Origin of the sequence: Streptomyces sp. P9-A4 (assembly GCF_036634195.1) — a bacterium.
GTDB lineage: Bacteria > Actinomycetota > Actinomycetes > Streptomycetales > Streptomycetaceae > Streptomyces.
Window position 1 is genome coordinate 4,203,691 of record NZ_JAZIFY010000001.1, and the last position, 16,046, is coordinate 4,219,736.

Genomic DNA, 16,046 nt, shown 5'->3' on the forward strand with positions numbered 1-16,046 from the left:
CCGCCCGCCCCGAGGGCGAGTGAACCGAGCCTGAAGAAGAGAATGGAGCGAGATCATGGGCGTCGCCGCCCCGCTGCCGGTCACCGACCGGTTCATGGAGGTCCTGGAGCGCCTCAGCGAGCGCTCGGTCGAGGACTACTACAACCCGTACCAGACCTTCCAGTGGCCCGAGACGCTGGAGGAGAACCGTTTCTGGATGACGCCGGAGCTGCTCACCGTCTACGGCACCGAGCACTACGACGCCCTCGGTGAGGAAACGCTTCAGCGCCTGTCGAAGTGGGAGTCCGTCAACTTCTACAGCCTCAATGTGCACGGCATCCGCGAACTCCTCATCGAGGTCGTCGGCCGCATCCACATGCCCGGCTTCGAGGTGCCCTCGGACTTCTTCCACCACTTCATCGGTGAGGAGAACGAACACATGTGGTTCTTCTCCGAGTTCTGCCGCCGCTACGGCCACAAGATCTACGGTTCCACCGCGATGCGCGCCGACGCGGCCTGGGAGCCGGAGGTCGAGAACTTCCTGGTCTTCACCCGCATCCTCTTCTTCGAGGAGCTGGTCGACCACTACAACTCCCGGATGGCGAAGGACACCTCGCTCTGCCACACCATCCGCGAGGTCAACCGCATCCACCACCAGGACGAGTCCCGGCACATCGCCTTCGGGCGCGAGCTGGTCTCCCTGCTGTACGGCCGGATGTGCCAGGCCGTCAGCGCCGAGCGGGTCCGCGAGGTGGAGGCGTACCTCAAGCGGTACGTCGTCTACAGCGTCAACTCCCTCTACAACCCCCACGTGTACCGGGACGCCGGCATCCCCGACCCGCTGGCCCTGCGCAACGCGCTGGTCGCCGACCCGAGCCGCCGCCCCCACGAGCGCAAGGCGATCCGCAAGCCGCTCGCCTTCTTCCTGAAGACCGGGATCTTCTCCGACGACAGCCTGCCCGTCGTCTGAGCGACTCCCCGACCCGAGAGCCCTCACCCGAGAGGTGCACCGACCATGACCTTGACGACCCCCGAGACCGTCGGGGAGACCAGGGGCCTCCCCTCGCTCGGCCCGGAGGGGACCCGCCTGCTGCGGCTCCTCGACGACACCTTCGAGAGCTGGGGAGTGACCGCGGGCGCCCGCCCGATGACCATGCCCCCGCTCCTGCCGGCCGCCGAGCTGGCGAAGCTCGACTACTACGACAACTTCCCGCACCAGGCCGTCGTCGCCACCCCGCTCGACCTGGAGCGGCGGGCGACCGCGCCCTTCTCCGCCGAGACGGGCAGCTTCCCGAGCGAGGCCCTGGAACCGGCCTCGCTGGGACTGCCCTCGGCGTCCTGCTACGCCGTCTACCTCGACCACCGGGGCAGCCGGGTCGCCGACGACACCCTCGTCACGATCTGCTCCTGGTGCTTCCGCAAGGAGACCCACTACGAGGGCATGCGGCGCCAGCTCGGCTTCCGCATGCGGGAGATCGTCGCCATCGGCGCGCGCGAGCACGCCGAGACGCACCTCGCGGAGTTCACCGGCAGGATCCAGCGGTTCGCCGCCGCCCTCGACCTGCCGCTCCGCAAGGAGGCCGCCTGCGACCCGTTCTTCGACAAGGGCGGCTCGAAGGCACTCCTCCAGCGGCTGACGCCGGTGAAGTACGAGTTCCTGTACGAGGACCTGGCCATCGCCTCGGTCAACACGCACCGGAACTTCTTCGGCGACCGCTGCGACATCACCCTGGAGTCGACCGGCGGACCGGCCTTCACCAGCTGTGTCGCCTTCGGTCTCGAACGCTGGCTGTCCGCGCTGACCAGGCGCCACGGCAGCTGGGAGGCCGCCACCGGGGCGGTGCTCGACGCGAACGCCCGCATGCGGGCCGATGCGAGTGGCGCGGCCGGGCCGGTGATCTGACGTGCCGGCCCGTCCCGCCGCCCCGCCGGCGGGCGGCCTGGGGTGGGCGAACCTCGGCATGGACATCGTGTCCGTCAACCGTGTCCGCAGGCTCCTCGCCCAGTACGGGGAGCGGTTCTTCGAGCGGATGCTCACCCCCGGCGAGCTCGCCGACTGCCGCACCTCCTCCGGGCTCGACGTACTGAGCCTGTGCGGACGGATCGCGGCCAAGGAAGCGGCCTTCAAGACCTTACGGGTCAGGGGCAGGTTCCTGCCCTGGCCGGACATCGTGGTGCGGCGTTCCGAGGGCGGCTGGCCGCTCGTGGAGCTGCACCGGGCGGCGGCCGAGATGGCCGCCGAGTCCGGCATCACCGAGATCACCGTGTCCATCAGCCACGACGTGGACTACGCGGTCGCGGTGGCCGCTCCGATCATCGCCCCCGCCCCGTACCCCGCCCCCACCCCTTACGAATCCAGCAGCAGTAGCTAGCAGCAGCTAAAGGAGAGCAACCATGGCCGACGGCCTGCAGACGGTGAAGAACTGGATCCTCGAGCGTCACCCCGAGCGCGACGACATCGCGTCCGACCTCGACCTGATCGAGAACCGGCTCATCGACTCGCTGTCCTTCGTCGAGTTCGTCTTCCTGCTGGAGCAGGAGAGCGGCACCGCGATCCAGATGGAGACCCTGGAGGTCGAGTCCATCCGCACCCTCGGTGCCATCGGGCAGCACTTCTTCAAGGCCCCGGTGGAGGTCCAGGCATGAGCCGGCGCCTCTTCACCTCGGAGTCGGTGACCGAGGGCCACCCCGACAAGATCGCCGACCGGATCAGCGACACCATCCTGGACGCCCTGCTCGCCGAGGACCCGTCCTCGCGGGTGGCGGTGGAGACCCTGATCACCACGGGTCTCGTGCACATCGCGGGCGAGGTCACCACCTCGGCGTACGCGCCGATAGCGAAGCTGGTGCGCGAGGCCGTCCTCGACATCGGCTACGACTCCTCCGCGAAGGGCTTCGACGGCGCCTCCTGCGGCGTCTCGGTGTCCATCGGCGCGCAGTCCCCGGACATCGCGCAGGGTGTGGACACGGCGTACGAGTCCCGGGTCGAGGGCGCGGGCGACGAGCTGGCCGCGCAGGGCGCCGGCGACCAGGGCCTGATGTTCGGCTACGCCTGCGACGACACGGCCGAGCTGATGCCGCTGCCGATCGCGCTCGCCCACCGGCTCTCGCGCCGGCTGACCGAGGTCCGCAAGAACGGAACCGTGCCGTATCTGCGGCCCGACGGGAAGACCCAGGTCACCATCGAGTACGACGGGGACCGCCCGGTCCGCCTCGACACGGTGGTGGTGTCCTCGCAGCACGCCGCCGACATCTCCGTCGAGGGCCTGCTCACCCCGGACGTGCGCGAGTACGTCGTCGAGCACGTCCTCAAGGAGCTGGTGGAGGAGGGCGTCAGCCTGGAGTCCGACGGCTACCGGCTGCTGGTCAACCCGACCGGGCGTTTCGAGGTCGGCGGCCCGATGGGCGACGCCGGGCTCACCGGCCGGAAGATCATCATCGACACCTACGGCGGGATGGCCCGCCACGGCGGCGGCGCGTTCTCCGGCAAGGACCCGTCGAAGGTCGACCGCTCGGCGGCGTACGCCATGCGCTGGGTCGCCAAGAACGTCGTCGCGGCCGGTCTCGCCCGCCGCTGCGAGGTGCAGGTGGCGTACGCGATCGGCAAGGCCGAGCCGGTCGGTCTCTTCGTGGAGACCTTCGGCACCGGCACCCTGCCGGACGAGCGGATCCAGGAGGCCGTCGGCGAGGTCTTCGACCTCCGCCCGGCGGCGATCATCCGCGACCTGGACCTCAAGCGGCCCATCTACGCGAAGACGGCGGCGTACGGCCACTTCGGCCGCGAACTGCCGGAGTTCACGTGGGAGCGCACGGACCGCGTCGAGGCCCTCAAGAAGGCGGCTCATCAGGGAGAAGGGATCTGAGGGAATGCGTATCGCTGTCACGGGATCCATCGCGACCGACCATCTGATGACCTTCCCCGGCTGGTTCAGCGAGCAGCTGCTCGCCGACCGGCTGGACCGGGTCTCCCTGTCGTTCCTCGCCGACAACCTGGAGGTCAGGCGCGGCGGAGTGGCAGCGAACATCTCCTTCGGACTCGGCGTCCTCGGCCTGCGTCCCGCCCTGGTGGGCGCGGTCGGCGCCGACTTCGAGCCGTACCGGGTCTGGCTGAAGGACCACGGTGTGGACACCGACTCGGTGCGCGTCAGCGAGTCGCTCCACACCGCCCGGTTCGTCTGTACGACCGACCGGGCCCAGAACCAGATCGCCACCTTCTACGCGGGGGCGATGTCCGAGGCGCGCGAGATCGACCTCCGCGAGGTCGTCGCGCGCACCGGCCGGCTGGAACTGGTCCTGGTCTCCCCGGACGACCCCGAGGCCATGCTGCGGCATACCCGCACCTGCCGTGACCTGGGGATTCCCTTCGCCGCCGATCCCTCGCAGCAGTTGGCGCGGCTCGACGGCGAGCAGGTGCGGGAGCTGGTGGACGGGGCGCGGTTCCTGTTCACCAACGAGTACGAGACGGCGCTGCTCCTGGAGAAGTCCGGCTGGGCGGAGGCGGACGTGCTGCGCCGGGTGGGCACCTGGGTGACCACCCACGGCGAGGCGGGCGTCCGTGTCCGGGGCGAGGACCGTGAGCCGCTGGCGGTGCCGGCGGTGGAGGTCGCCGGGGTCGTCGACCCGACCGGTGTCGGGGACGCGTTCCGGGCGGGTTTCCTCGCCGGCTGGCTGTGGGGCGTGCCGGAGCGGTGCGCGGCGCAGCTGGGCTGCGCGGTGGCCGCGACGGTCCTGGACTACGTGGGGACGCAGGAGTACCGGCTGCACCGGGACTCCCTCCTGGACCGGATCAGGACGACGTACGGGGTGGGCTGCACGGCCACGCTCGTCACACATCTGAGGGGGCTGACGTGAGTACCGCCCGGCGTTCCCTGCGGGAGGAGTTCGCGACGCGGGTCGTGGTGGCCGACGGGGCGATGGGCACGATGCTCCAGGCCGCCGACCCGACGATGGAGGACTTCCGGCAGCTGGAGGGCTGCAACGAGATCCTCAACCTCACGCGCCCCGACATCGTCGCCTCCGTCCACGACGCCTACTTCTCGGTGGGTGTGGACTGCGTCGAGACGAACACCTTCGGGGCGAACCTGGCCGCGCTCGCCGAGTACGGCATCGAGAACCAGGTGTACGAGCTGTCCGAGGCCGGCGCCCGGATCGCCCGTACGACGGCGGACGCGCACACGGCGGTCGACGGGCGCCCCCGCTGGGTGCTGGGCTCCATGGGCCCCGGTACGAAGCTGCCGACGCTCGGCCACGTCACGTACGAGCCGCTGCGGGAGGCCTTCCAGCAGAACGCGGAGGGTCTGATCCGGGGCGGCGCGGACGCCCTGCTCATCGAGACCTCGCAGGACCTGCTCCAGACGAAGGCGGCCGTCATCGGCGCCCGCCGGGCCCTGGACTGGGTGGGTGTGGACCTGCCGGTGATCGTGCAGGTCACGGTGGAGACGACGGGCACCATGCTGCTCGGCTCGGAGATCGGGGCGGCGCTGACCGCCCTGGAGCCGCTGGGCATCGACATGATCGGACTGAACTGCGCCACGGGTCCGGCGGAGATGGCCGAGCACCTGCGGCACCTGTCCCGGCACGCCCGGATCCCGATCTCGGTCATGCCGAACGCGGGCCTGCCGGTCCTCACCTCGGACGGCGCCTACTACCCGCTGTCGCCGGCCGAACTGGCCGACGCGCAGGAGGACTTCGTCCGCGAGTACGGTCCCGCCCTGGTCGGCGGCTGCTGCGGTACGACCCCGGAGCACCTGCGGGAGATCGTGGAGCGGGTGCGGGGCGCGGCCGTCCCGGACCGGCGGCCGACGCCGGAGCCGGGCGCGTCCTCCCTGTACAGCCATGTGCCGTTCCGGCAGGACACCGCGTATCTGGCGATCGGGGAGCGGACCAACGCCAACGGTTCGAAGAAGTTCCGTGAGGCGATGCTCGACGGCCGCTGGGACGACTGCGTCGAGATGGCGCGGGACCAGATCCGTGAGGGCGCGCACATGCTCGACCTGTGCGTGGACTACGTGGGGCGGGACGGCACCGCGGACATGGCGGAGCTGGCGGGCCGGTTCGCGACGGCCTCGACGCTGCCGATCGTGCTCGACTCGACGGAGATCGGGGTGCTGCGGGCCGGTCTGGAGAAGCTCGGCGGCCGGGCCGTCGTGAACTCGGTGAACTACGAGGACGGCGACGGGCCGGAGTCGCGGTTCGCGCAGGTCACGGCGCTCGCGAAGGAGCACGGCGCGGCGCTGATGGCGCTGACCATCGACGAGGAGGGCCAGGCCCGCAGTGTCGGGCACAAGGTGGCGGTGGCGCAGCGGATCATCGCCGATCTCACCGGGAACTGGGGGATCAGGGAGTCGGACATCCTGATCGACACCCTCACGTTCACGATCTGCACCGGTCAGGAGGAGTCCCGCAGGGACGGCATCCACACGATCGAGGCGATTCGCGAGCTGAAGCGCCGCCACCCGGACGTGCAGACCACCCTGGGCCTGTCCAACATCTCCTTCGGGCTGAACCCGGCCGCCCGGATCGTCCTCAACTCGGTCTTCCTCGACGAGTGCGTGAAGGCGGGCCTGGACTCGGCGATCGTGCACGCCTCGAAGATCCTGCCGATCGCCCGTCTGGAGGCGGAGCAGGTGGAGGTGGCGCTCGATCTGATCCACGACCGGCGCAGGGACGGGTACGACCCGCTCCAGCGCTTCCTGGAGATGTTCGAGGGCGCGACGGCGAAGTCCCTCAAGGCCGGCAAGGCCGAGGAACTGCTCGCGCTGCCGCTGGACGAGCGGCTGAAGCGGCGGATCGTCGACGGCGAGAAGAACGGCCTTGAGGCGGATCTCGACGAGGCGCTGGAGTCGCGTCCGGCCCTGGTGATCGTCAACGAGGTGCTGCTCGACGGCATGAAGACGGTCGGTGAGCTGTTCGGCTCCGGCCGGATGCAGCTGCCGTTCGTGCTCCAGTCCGCCGAGGTCATGAAGACGGCGGTGGCCCATCTGGAACCGCACATGGAGAAGTCCGACGCCGAGGGCAAGGGCACGATCGTCCTCGCCACCGTCCGGGGCGACGTCCACGACATCGGCAAGAACCTCGTCGACATCATCCTGTCCAACAACGGCTACAACGTCGTCAACATCGGCATCAAGCAGCCGGTCTCCGCGATCCTCGAAGCGGCGGAACAGCACCGGGCCGACGTCATCGGCATGTCCGGTCTCCTGGTGAAGTCCACCGTGATCATGAAGGAGAACCTCCAGGAGCTGAACGGCCGGGGGCTGGCCGCGAAGTTCCCCGTGATCCTCGGCGGCGCCGCCCTCACCAGGGCGTACGTCGAGCAGGACCTGCACGAGCTGTACGAGGGCGAGGTGCGGTACGCCCGCGACGCCTTCGAGGGCCTGCGTCTCATGGACGCGCTCATGGGCGTCAAGCGCGGTGTTCCCGGGGCCGTACTCCCGCCGCTCAAGCCCCGCCGGGTCCCCAAGCGGGAGACGCCCGTCGCGGAGGTCCGGGAACCCGAGCCGGCCGGCCGCTCCGACGTCGCCGCCGACAACCCCGTACCCGAGCCCCCCTTCCTCGGGACGAAGGTCGTCCGGGGCATCCCGCTCGCGGAGTACGCCCCCTGGCTCGACGAGACCGCCCTCTTCAAGGGCCAGTGGGGGCTGAAGGACAACGGGACCATCGAGACGGAGGGCAGGCCGCGGCTGCGGGCCCTGCTCGACCGGATCGAGCGCGAGAACCTGGTCGAAGCGGCCGTCGTGTACGGCTGGTTCCCCTGTGTGTCCAAGGGCGACGACCTGATCGTCCTGGACGAGGACGGAGGCGAGCGGACCCGCTTCTCCTTCCCCCGCCAGCAGCGGGGCCGCCGCCTCTGCCTGGCCGACTTCCACCGCGCCGAGGACTCCGGCGAGGTGGACGCGGTCGCCCTCCAGGTCGTCACCGTCGGCTCGCGCGTCGGGGAGGAGACCGCCCGTCTCTTCGCCGCCGACGCCTACCGCGACTACCTCGAACTCCACGGCCTCTCCGTCCAGTTGGCGGAGGCCCTGGCCGAGTACTGGCACTCCAGGGTGCGCGCCGAGTGGGGCATCGCCGGAGCCTCGGAGCCGGCCGGCCTCGAAGGGATGCTGCGCACCGAGTACCGGGGCTGCCGCTACTCCCTCGGCTACCCGGCCTGCCCCGACCTGGAGGACCGGGCGAAGATCGCCGCCCTGCTCCGCCCGGAGCGGATCGGTGTCGAGCTGTCGGAGGAGTACCAGCTGCACCCCGAGCAGTCGACGGACGCGATCGTCGTCCACCACCCGGAGGCGAGCTACTTCAACGCGGGAGGCCGGCGCCTGTGAACCCCACGTGCGCGAACCCCACGTTCTCCTTCGAGTTCTTCCCGCCGAAGAGCGAGCGCGGGGAGCAGACCCTGTGGGACGCGATCCGCCGTGTGGAGGCGCTGTCCCCGGACTTCGTCTCCGTGACGTACGGCGCGGGCGGCTCGTCCCGCGACCGGACCATCGACGTCACCAAGCGGATCGTGACGGAGACGACCCTGCGGCCGGTGGCGCATCTGACGGCCGTCGGGCACTCGGTCGCCGAGCTGCGGGCCATCATCGGCGCGTACGCGGACGCCGGGGTCAGGGACGTACTGGTACTGCGCGGCGACCCGCCCGGCGACCCGCGCGGCGCCTGGACCCCGCACCCGCGGGGTTTCGGATACGCCTACGAACTCGTCGAGCTGGTCCGCTCGTTGGGCGACTTCCGGATCGGGGTGGCCGCCTTCCCGGAGGGCCACCCGAGGTCCCGGGGCCCGGCGGAGGACCTGGCGCACTTCGTCGCCAAGTGCCGGGCGGGCGCCGACTACGCCATCACGCAGATGTTCTTCGACCCCGAGGACTACCTGCGGCTGCGGGACCGGGTGGCGGCGGCGGGCTGCGACACCCCGATCATCCCGGAGATCATGCCGGCCACCGACGTACGCCAGATCAGGCGCTTCGCGGAGCTGAGCGACGCCGCCTTCCCCGAGGACCTGGCGCACCGCCTGGAGGCGGCGAAGGACGACCCGGCCGCCGCGTACCGCATCGGCGTCGGGCACGCCGCGCAGATGGGCCTGCGGCTGCTCGAAGAGGGCGCGCCCGGCCTGCACTACATCACCCTGAACAAGTCGACGGCGGCCCTGCACATCCACCGAACCATCCTCAGCGCAAGGAGAGTTGCCGCACATGTCTGATTTCTCTGACTACAAGGTCGCCGACATCTCGCTGGCCGCCTTCGGCCGCAAGGAGATCACCCTCGCCGAGCACGAGATGCCGGGCCTGATGTCGATCCGCCGCGAGTACGCCGCCACGCAGCCGCTGGCGGGGGCGCGGATCACCGGCTCGCTGCACATGACCGTGCAGACCGCCGTCCTCATCGAGACCCTGGTCGCCCTCGGCGCCGAGGTCCGCTGGGTGTCCTGCAACATCTACTCGACCCAGGACCACGCCGCCGCCGCCATCGCCGCCGCCGGCATCCCCGTCTTCGCCTGGAAGGGCGAGACCCTTGAGGAGTACTGGTGGTGCACCGAGCAGGCGCTGACCTGGCCGGGCGCCGACGGCCCCAACATGATCCTGGACGACGGCGGTGACGCCACGCTCCTCGTCCACAAGGGTGTGGAGTACCAGAAGGCCGGCGAGGTCCCGGACCCGTCGACGGCGGAGAACGACGAGCACCGGGTCATCCTTGAGCTGCTGCGGAGCACCACCCTCGACTGGGCGCCGATCGCCGCCGCCGTCCGCGGCGTCACCGAGGAGACCACGACGGGCGTCCACCGTCTGTACGAGATGCACCGCGAGGGCGCGCTGCTCTTCCCGGCGATCAACGTGAACGACGCCGTGACGAAGTCGAAGTTCGACAACAAGTACGGCTGCCGCCACTCCCTCATCGACGGCATCAACCGCGCCACCGACGTCCTCATCGGCGGCAAGACCGCCGTGGTCTGTGGCTACGGCGACGTCGGCAAGGGCTCGGCGGAGTCGCTGCGCGGCCAGGGCGCCCGGGTCGTCGTCACCGAGATCGACCCGATCTGCGCGCTGCAGGCGGCGATGGACGGCTACCAGGTCGCCACCCTGGAGGACGTGGTGGAGACCGCCGACATCTTCATCACCACCACGGGCAACAAGGACATCATCATGGCGTCCGACATCGCCCGCATGAAGCACCAGGCGATCGTCGGCAACATCGGCCACTTCGACAACGAGATCGACATGGCCGGCCTGGCGCGGATCCCCGGGATCGTGAAGGACGAGGTCAAGCCGCAGGTCCACACCTGGACCTTCGAGGACGGCAAGGTCGTCATCGTCCTCTCCGAGGGCCGCCTGCTGAACCTGGGCAACGCCACAGGGCACCCCTCCTTCGTGATGTCGAACTCCTTCGCGGACCAGACGCTCGCCCAGATCGAGCTGTTCACGAAGCCGGAGGAGTACCCCGTCGACGTGTACACGCTGCCGAAGCACCTCGACGAGAAGGTCGCCCGGCTGCACCTGGACGCCCTCGGCGTCCGCCTCACGACCCTGCGCCCCGAGCAGGCGTCGTACATCGGGGTCCCGGTGGAGGGCCCGTACAAGCCGGACCACTACCGCTACTGAGGACGCATGTGTACCGACGACCCAGGTGACGCGCCCGACGTGCGCGACCCGTGGCTGCCGGACCGGCTCCTGAGAACGGAGCGGGACCTGCTGATGCCGCTGCTGCGCCGCACCCCCGAGGAGGCGTACGAGCTGCGTACCGCCTGCCCCGGCTGGACGGCGCGGCAGGTCCTCGCCCACTGCGGGGCGGCCCTCGTGCGGATCGTCGAGGGCCGGCTCGAAGAGGGCGTGTTCCTGCCCGAGGCCAACGCCTGCGACGTGGCCGAACGCGAGGAGTGGCCGCTCGGCCGGATCCTCGACGAACTGGAACGCGGTCTCACCGAGGCCGGACCGGTGATCGCCGGGCGCGAGGACGGCAGGCTCGACGCCGTCGCGCTCGGCGAGTGGGTCCATGCCGGAGACGTACGGGAGGCCTTCGGCGAGCCCGGCGCCTACTGCGGCGCGAGCCTCGAACTGGCCCTCCCGCTCCTCTCGGTGACGAGCCGCAAGCGCGAGACGCCCCGCCTGGTGGGCGTCCTGGCGGACCGGGACGCCACCCCGGTGGCCCTCGGCAACCCTGTCGAGGGCCGCCCGCCGGCCTCCTTCAAGGGGGACGCCGCCACCCTGATCCGGATCTACGCGGGCCGCCCGCTGGTCCGGACCCGCTACGAGCTGACCGGTGCGACCGAACACGAACTGCTCATCTACCGCTGAGGGCCGGCGGGGGCGCCGGGCCCGGGTCCCCGTCGCCCCCTTCCTCCGGAGGACCGCCATGCCCAGCACGCTCGACCGGCTGCTCCACGCCGAGACACTGGAACGGCCCGACGCCACCGCCGTGGTGTACGAGGGCGAGACGCTCACCTTCCGGGAGCTGTCGGAGGGCGCCCTCGTCCTCGCCGCGTATCTGCGGACGCTCGGCGCGGCCGTGGACACCCGTATCGGTGTCCACGTCGATCCTTCACTCGAACTGGTGATCGGGGCCTGGGGTGTCCTGTGCTCCGGCGCCGCCTACGTACCCCTCTCCCCGGAGTACCCGGAGGAGCGCGTCCGCTACATGATCGAGGACAGCGGCGCCCGGATCGTCTTCACCCAGGACGACCACCGCGACCGCGTCACCGCGCTCGCCCCGCCCGGCACCACCGTCGTCACCCTCCACGACGCCGTCCAGCACGCCTGGCGCACGGCGGGCGAGGAGGCCCCCCCGCAGGCCCCGCCCCACGGCATCGACGAGCGCGACCTCGCCTACGTCATCTACACCTCCGGCTCCACCGGAAAGCCCAAGGGCGTCATGGTCGAGCACCGCTCGATCGTCGCCCAGATGCGCTGGATGGCCGCCGAGCACCAGCTGCGCCCCGGCGCGACGGTGCTCCAGAAGACCCCGATGAGCTTCGACGCCGCCCAGTGGGAGATCCTCGCCCCGGCGGTCGGCGCCCGCGTCGCCGTCGGCCCGCCCGGCTGCTACCGCGACCCCGAACGCCTCGTCGACACCGTCCGCGCGCACGGCGCGACCATGCTCCAGGGCGTCCCGACCCTCCTCCAGGCCCTCGTCGACACCGAGCGCCTCGGCACCTGCACCAGCCTCCGCCGGGTGTACTCGGGCGGCGAGATCCTCTCCCGCAACCTGGCCGCGCAGCTCCTCGCCGAGCTCCCCGCCGCCGAACTGATCAACCTGTACGGCCCCACCGAGTGCACCATCAACGCCTCCTCGCACACGGTCGACCGCGCCGCGCTCACCCCCGACGGACCGGCCGCGATACCCATAGGAAGACCCGCGTACGACACCACCTTCCACATCCGTGAAGGCGAGCTGTGCATCGGCGGGGCCCAGGTGGCGCGGGGGTACCTGGACCGTCCCGAGCTGACGGCGGAGCGCTTCGTCACCACCGAAACCGGCGAGCGCCTCTACCGCACCGGCGACCTGGCCCACTGGAACGAGGACGGCACCGTCCAGTTCGCCGGCCGCGCCGACAACCAGATCAAGCTGCGCGGCTTCCGCGTCGAGCTGGACGAGATCGCGCTCGCCGTCGAGAACCACGACTGGGTGAAGAACGCGGCCGTGATCGTGAAGGACGAGCCCCGCACCGGCTTCCAGAACCTGGTCGCCTGCGTCGAGCTGTCCCCGAAGGAAGCCGCCCTGATGGACCAGGGCAACCACGGCGCCCACCACCAGTCCAAGGAGTCCAAGCTCCAGGTCAAGGCGCAGCTCTCCGACGCGGGCGCCCGTGACGACGCCGACCTCGCCGGCCGCCCCGTCGTCGTCCTGCCGGGCGTCACCCCCACCGAGCGGATGCGCCGCACCGTCTTCGCCCGCAAGACCTACCGCTTCTACGAGGGCGGCGAGGTCACCCGCGCCGAGGTCCTCGCGGCCCTGGCCCGCCGCCCCGAGGGCATCGGCTCCCGGACGATCGCGGGCCTGGCGGTCGCCGACCTGGGCGAGATCCTGCGCTGGTTCGGCCAGTTCACCAGCGAGGAGCGCCTGCTCCCGAAGTACGGCTTCGCCTCCCCGGGCGCCCTGTACGCCACCCAGCTGTACGTGGAGGCGCGCGGGGTCGCGGGCCTGGACCCGGGCAGGTACTACTACCACCCGGTCCGGCACCGGCTGTATCTCACGGAGGCGGTCCCGGGCGACGGCGAACCGTATCTGCGGGTGTCGTTCCGGGGACAGCGGTCCGCGATCGAACCGGTCTACCGGAACAACATCCAGGAGGTCCTGGAGATCGAGACGGGCCACATGGTGGGCCTGTTCGAGGAGATCCTGCCGGGGTACGGGCTGGACATCCGGCCGTGTGGGACGTCGGCGCCCGAGGAGGCGTCGTACGAGGTCGTCCCGTACGACGAGGAGTGCCGCGCCGACCCCGAGGTGGATCTCTACGTCCAGGCGCACCCGGGCCTGGTGGCGGACCTCCCGGCCGGCCAGTACGCCTATGAGCAGGGTGACTTACGTCTGATATCCCCCTCCCTCGTCGAGAAGAGGCATGTGATCGCGATCAATCAGGCGGTCTACGAGCGGGCGAAACTCGGCATCACGGTGATCAGCCGCACGTCGGAGCCGAGCCGCGCGTACGTCGACCTCGGCCGGGCGCTCCAGCGCCTCCAACTCGGCGGCCACGGGCTGGGGTTCATGTCCTCCGGCTACAGCTCGAAGTCCGGCCACCCGCTGCCCGCCGCCCGTCGCGTCGACGAGATCCTGACGGCGGCGGGCCGGGAGACCGGCCCCTCGTACTTCTTCGTCGGCGGCCGGGTCTCCGAGGAGCAGCGGCTGAGCGAGGGCATGTACGAGGACACCGTCCACATGAAGGGCCCGGCGGAGATGATCCGCGACGACCTCGTCCACCACCTGCCGGACTACATGATCCCGAACCGGGTCGTGGTCCTGGACCGGCTGCCGCTCTCCGCGAACGGCAAGGTCGACACGAAGGCGCTGGGCGAACTGGCGGTGGTCAACGCGGGCCTCCACGGCCGCCCGCACGTCCACCCCCGCACCCGCACGGAAGGCAGGCTGGCGGAGATCTGGGCGGCGGCCCTCACGTACGAGGAGGTCGAAGCCGTCTCCGTCCTGGACGACTTCTTCGAGTCCGGCGGGAACTCCCTGATCGCGGTCGCACTCGTCACGAGGATCAACCGCGAGTTCGGCGCGGCGCTGCCGCTCCAGATCCTCTTCGACCGCCCCACCATCGAGAAGCTCGCCCACCAGCTGGACGGCGCCGCCGCCACCCCCGCCTCCCGCCTGGTCCGGCTCCACGCGCCGGGCGCCCGCCCGCCCGTCTACTGCTGGCCGGGCCTCGGCGGCTACACGATGAACCTGCGGCACCTCGCGGAGGAGATCGGCATCGACCGCCCGTTCTACGGGGTGCAGGCCTACGGCATCAACCGGGGCGAGGAACCGTACGACACCATCCGCGAGATGGCGGCGGCGGACGTGGAGGCGATACGGCGACGCCAGCCGGCGGGCCCGTACACCCTCTGGGGCTACTCCTTCGGCGCGCGGGTCGCCTTCGAGTCGGCGCACCTGCTGGAGGCGGCGGGGGAGCAGGTGGAGAACCTCTTCCTGATCGCCCCGGGCTCCCCGAAGGTCCGCTCGGGGGAGACGGGAGGGGCGGCGTACGACAACCCGGCGTTCGTGACGATCCTCAACTCGGTGTTCTCGGGGGCGATCGAGTCGCTGCCGGAGGAGATACGGGACCGCGGGTCGTTCGTCGCCCACGTCGCGGACCGCTTCCCGGCGCTGGACCCGGACCTGATCGCCCGGATCGTGGCGATCGTCGAGGAGACCTTCGAGTTCACGTACACCTTCAAGGAGTTGAGTGAACGTCAGGTGAGCTGCCCCGTCACCCTCTTCAAGGCCGCGGGCGACGACTACTCGTTCCTGGAGAACGCGGAGGGCTGGTCGACGCGCCCGCCGACGGTGGTGGAACTGGACGCGGACCACTACAGCCTGCTGCGGCAGCCGGACCTGAGGGAACTGATCAAGAAGATCAGGTACCGGCTGGGGCAGTGATCAGGTACCGGCCGGGTCGGTGACCGGAGTGTCGAGAGCGGCCCACGCCTGGAGCTTCTCCGGGTTGCGGACCGCCCAGATGCGGCCGACGCGGTCACCGCTGAGGTCGAACGCCGCCACGGTCACGGTCACGCCGGAGTGCTGGGCGACCAGCCCCGGCCGGCCGTTGACCGTGCGCTCCAGGAGGGTCAGGCCGGGTGCCTTGGCGGCGATGAACACGAGGTACTCGGCGATGCTCCGGCTGCCCACGACCGGCCGCAGGACCGTCCCGACGAGCCCGCCGCCGTCCGAGACCATCGTGGCGTCCGGGTCGAGGAGGCCGACGACGGCCTTGATGTCCCCGGCCTCCCAGGCCTCCTTGAAGTGCCGCACCAGACCGGCCTGCCCGGCCGCGGGAACGGCGGGGGCGTGCGCGGCGCGCACCCGCCGCCGCCCCGAGGAGGCGAGCTGGCGGCAGGCGGCGGGCGTCCGGCCGACGATCCCGGCGACCTCGGGGAAGGGGTAGCGGAAGACGTCGTGGAGGACGAACGCGACCCGCTCGGCGGGCGTCATCGACTCCAGGACGACGAGGAAGGCCATGCTGACGGACTCGTCGAGGGTGACCCGGTCGGCGGGATCGTCGGGCACGGCGGAGACTCCGCCGCCCACGGTCCCGCCGATCCACTCCGCGCGGTCGGGCAGCGGCTCGGGAACCCACTCGCCGACGTAGCGCTCGCGCCGGACCCGCGCCGACCCGAGCAGATCGAGGCAGACGCGCCCGGCGACGGTCGTCAGCCAGGCCCCGGGCGAGTCGACGGCGGCCCGTTGCCCCGGTGACAGGGCGTACCAGCGGGCGTAGGCCTCCTGCACGGCGTCCTCGGCCTCGGTGAGCGAACCGAGCAGCCGGTAGGCGATGTTGAGGAGAAGGGGCCGCTCGCGGTGAAGAGACGCGGGATCGGTCTCGGCGGGCGTACTCATGGCGGCGGCGCTCCTGATTCCCCTGGCGGCGTCGCGTCGCCTCA

The 16,046-nt window shown here is 70.9% G+C and carries 12 protein-coding genes; 11 read left to right on the top strand and 1 reads right to left on the bottom strand.

Annotation, left to right across the window (positions count from 1 at the left end):
* Positions 1-55 precede the first annotated feature (55 nt).
* Genes V4Y03_RS18940 through V4Y03_RS18990 form a run of 11 tightly spaced genes read left to right on the top strand, consistent with a single transcriptional unit; the run spans position 56 to position 15,045 of the window.
* Complete coding sequence (locus tag V4Y03_RS18940) at positions 56-949, top strand: diiron oxygenase (protein ID WP_317873838.1); 894 nt, start codon at positions 56-58, stop codon at positions 947-949.
* A gap of 45 nt (positions 950-994) precedes the next feature.
* The gene (locus tag V4Y03_RS18945) at positions 995-1,882 is read left to right on the top strand and encodes a hypothetical protein (RefSeq protein WP_332435672.1); all 888 of its coding nucleotides are present in this window, start codon (positions 995-997) and stop codon (positions 1,880-1,882) included.
* 1 nt (position 1,883) lies between these two features.
* Positions 1,884-2,351: a holo-ACP synthase gene (gene acpS, locus V4Y03_RS18950; protein ID WP_317873836.1), complete on the top strand. Its 468-nt coding sequence runs from the start codon at positions 1,884-1,886 to the stop codon at positions 2,349-2,351.
* 22 nt (positions 2,352-2,373) lie between these two features.
* Positions 2,374-2,625: an acyl carrier protein gene (locus V4Y03_RS18955; RefSeq protein ID WP_317873835.1), complete on the top strand. Its 252-nt coding sequence runs from the start codon at positions 2,374-2,376 to the stop codon at positions 2,623-2,625.
* A complete protein-coding gene (gene metK, locus V4Y03_RS18960) occupies positions 2,622-3,842 on the top strand; it encodes a methionine adenosyltransferase (protein ID WP_317873834.1) in 1,221 nt (406 codons plus the stop codon). Before V4Y03_RS18955 ends, metK begins: the two co-directional genes overlap by 4 nt.
* A gap of 4 nt (positions 3,843-3,846) precedes the next feature.
* On the top strand, positions 3,847-4,830 hold the full coding sequence (locus V4Y03_RS18965; RefSeq protein WP_317873833.1) for a carbohydrate kinase family protein: 984 nt from the start codon (positions 3,847-3,849) through the stop codon (positions 4,828-4,830).
* Positions 4,827-8,297, top strand: a complete 3,471-nt coding sequence (gene metH, locus V4Y03_RS18970) for a methionine synthase (protein WP_332435673.1) — start codon at positions 4,827-4,829, stop codon at positions 8,295-8,297. The genes V4Y03_RS18965 and metH overlap by 4 nt, the downstream gene beginning before the upstream one ends.
* Positions 8,294-9,172, top strand: a complete 879-nt coding sequence (gene metF / locus V4Y03_RS18975; RefSeq protein ID WP_332435674.1) for a methylenetetrahydrofolate reductase [NAD(P)H] — start codon at positions 8,294-8,296, stop codon at positions 9,170-9,172. The genes metH and metF overlap by 4 nt, the downstream gene beginning before the upstream one ends.
* Positions 9,165-10,568 carry an adenosylhomocysteinase gene (ahcY, locus tag V4Y03_RS18980; RefSeq protein ID WP_332435675.1) on the top strand — a complete coding sequence of 468 codons (1,404 nt, stop codon included), beginning with the start codon at positions 9,165-9,167 and terminating at the stop codon, positions 10,566-10,568. Before metF ends, ahcY begins: the two co-directional genes overlap by 8 nt.
* 6 nt (positions 10,569-10,574) lie before the next feature.
* The gene (locus tag V4Y03_RS18985; RefSeq protein WP_317873829.1) at positions 10,575-11,261 is read left to right on the top strand and encodes a maleylpyruvate isomerase family mycothiol-dependent enzyme; all 687 of its coding nucleotides are present in this window, start codon (positions 10,575-10,577) and stop codon (positions 11,259-11,261) included.
* Between the two features lie 58 nt (positions 11,262-11,319).
* Positions 11,320-15,045, top strand: coding sequence for a non-ribosomal peptide synthetase family protein (locus V4Y03_RS18990; protein ID WP_332435676.1), 3,726 nt, complete (start codon positions 11,320-11,322; stop codon positions 15,043-15,045).
* Here V4Y03_RS18990 and sigJ read toward each other — a convergent pair whose 3' ends face one another.
* The gene (gene sigJ, locus V4Y03_RS18995; RefSeq protein ID WP_332435677.1) at positions 15,046-16,002 is read right to left on the bottom strand and encodes an RNA polymerase sigma factor SigJ; all 957 of its coding nucleotides are present in this window, start codon (positions 16,000-16,002) and stop codon (positions 15,046-15,048) included. It abuts the gene before it with no gap.
* Positions 16,003-16,046: the final 44 nt, after the last annotated feature.

Coding starts and splice junctions, on each gene's coding strand:
- V4Y03_RS18940 (WP_317873838.1), top strand. CDS start 56: ATGGGCGTCGCCGCCCCGCTGCCGGTCACCGACCGGTTCATGGAGGTC.
- V4Y03_RS18945 (WP_332435672.1), top strand. CDS start 995: ATGACCTTGACGACCCCCGAGACCGTCGGGGAGACCAGGGGCCTCCCC.
- V4Y03_RS18955 (WP_317873835.1), top strand. CDS start 2,374: ATGGCCGACGGCCTGCAGACGGTGAAGAACTGGATCCTCGAGCGTCAC.
- metK (WP_317873834.1), top strand. CDS start 2,622: ATGAGCCGGCGCCTCTTCACCTCGGAGTCGGTGACCGAGGGCCACCCC.
- V4Y03_RS18965 (WP_317873833.1), top strand. CDS start 3,847: ATGCGTATCGCTGTCACGGGATCCATCGCGACCGACCATCTGATGACC.
- ahcY (WP_332435675.1), top strand. CDS start 9,165: ATGTCTGATTTCTCTGACTACAAGGTCGCCGACATCTCGCTGGCCGCC.
- V4Y03_RS18985 (WP_317873829.1), top strand. CDS start 10,575: ATGTGTACCGACGACCCAGGTGACGCGCCCGACGTGCGCGACCCGTGG.
- V4Y03_RS18990 (WP_332435676.1), top strand. CDS start 11,320: ATGCCCAGCACGCTCGACCGGCTGCTCCACGCCGAGACACTGGAACGG.
- sigJ (WP_332435677.1), bottom strand. CDS start 16,002: ATGAGTACGCCCGCCGAGACCGATCCCGCGTCTCTTCACCGCGAGCGG.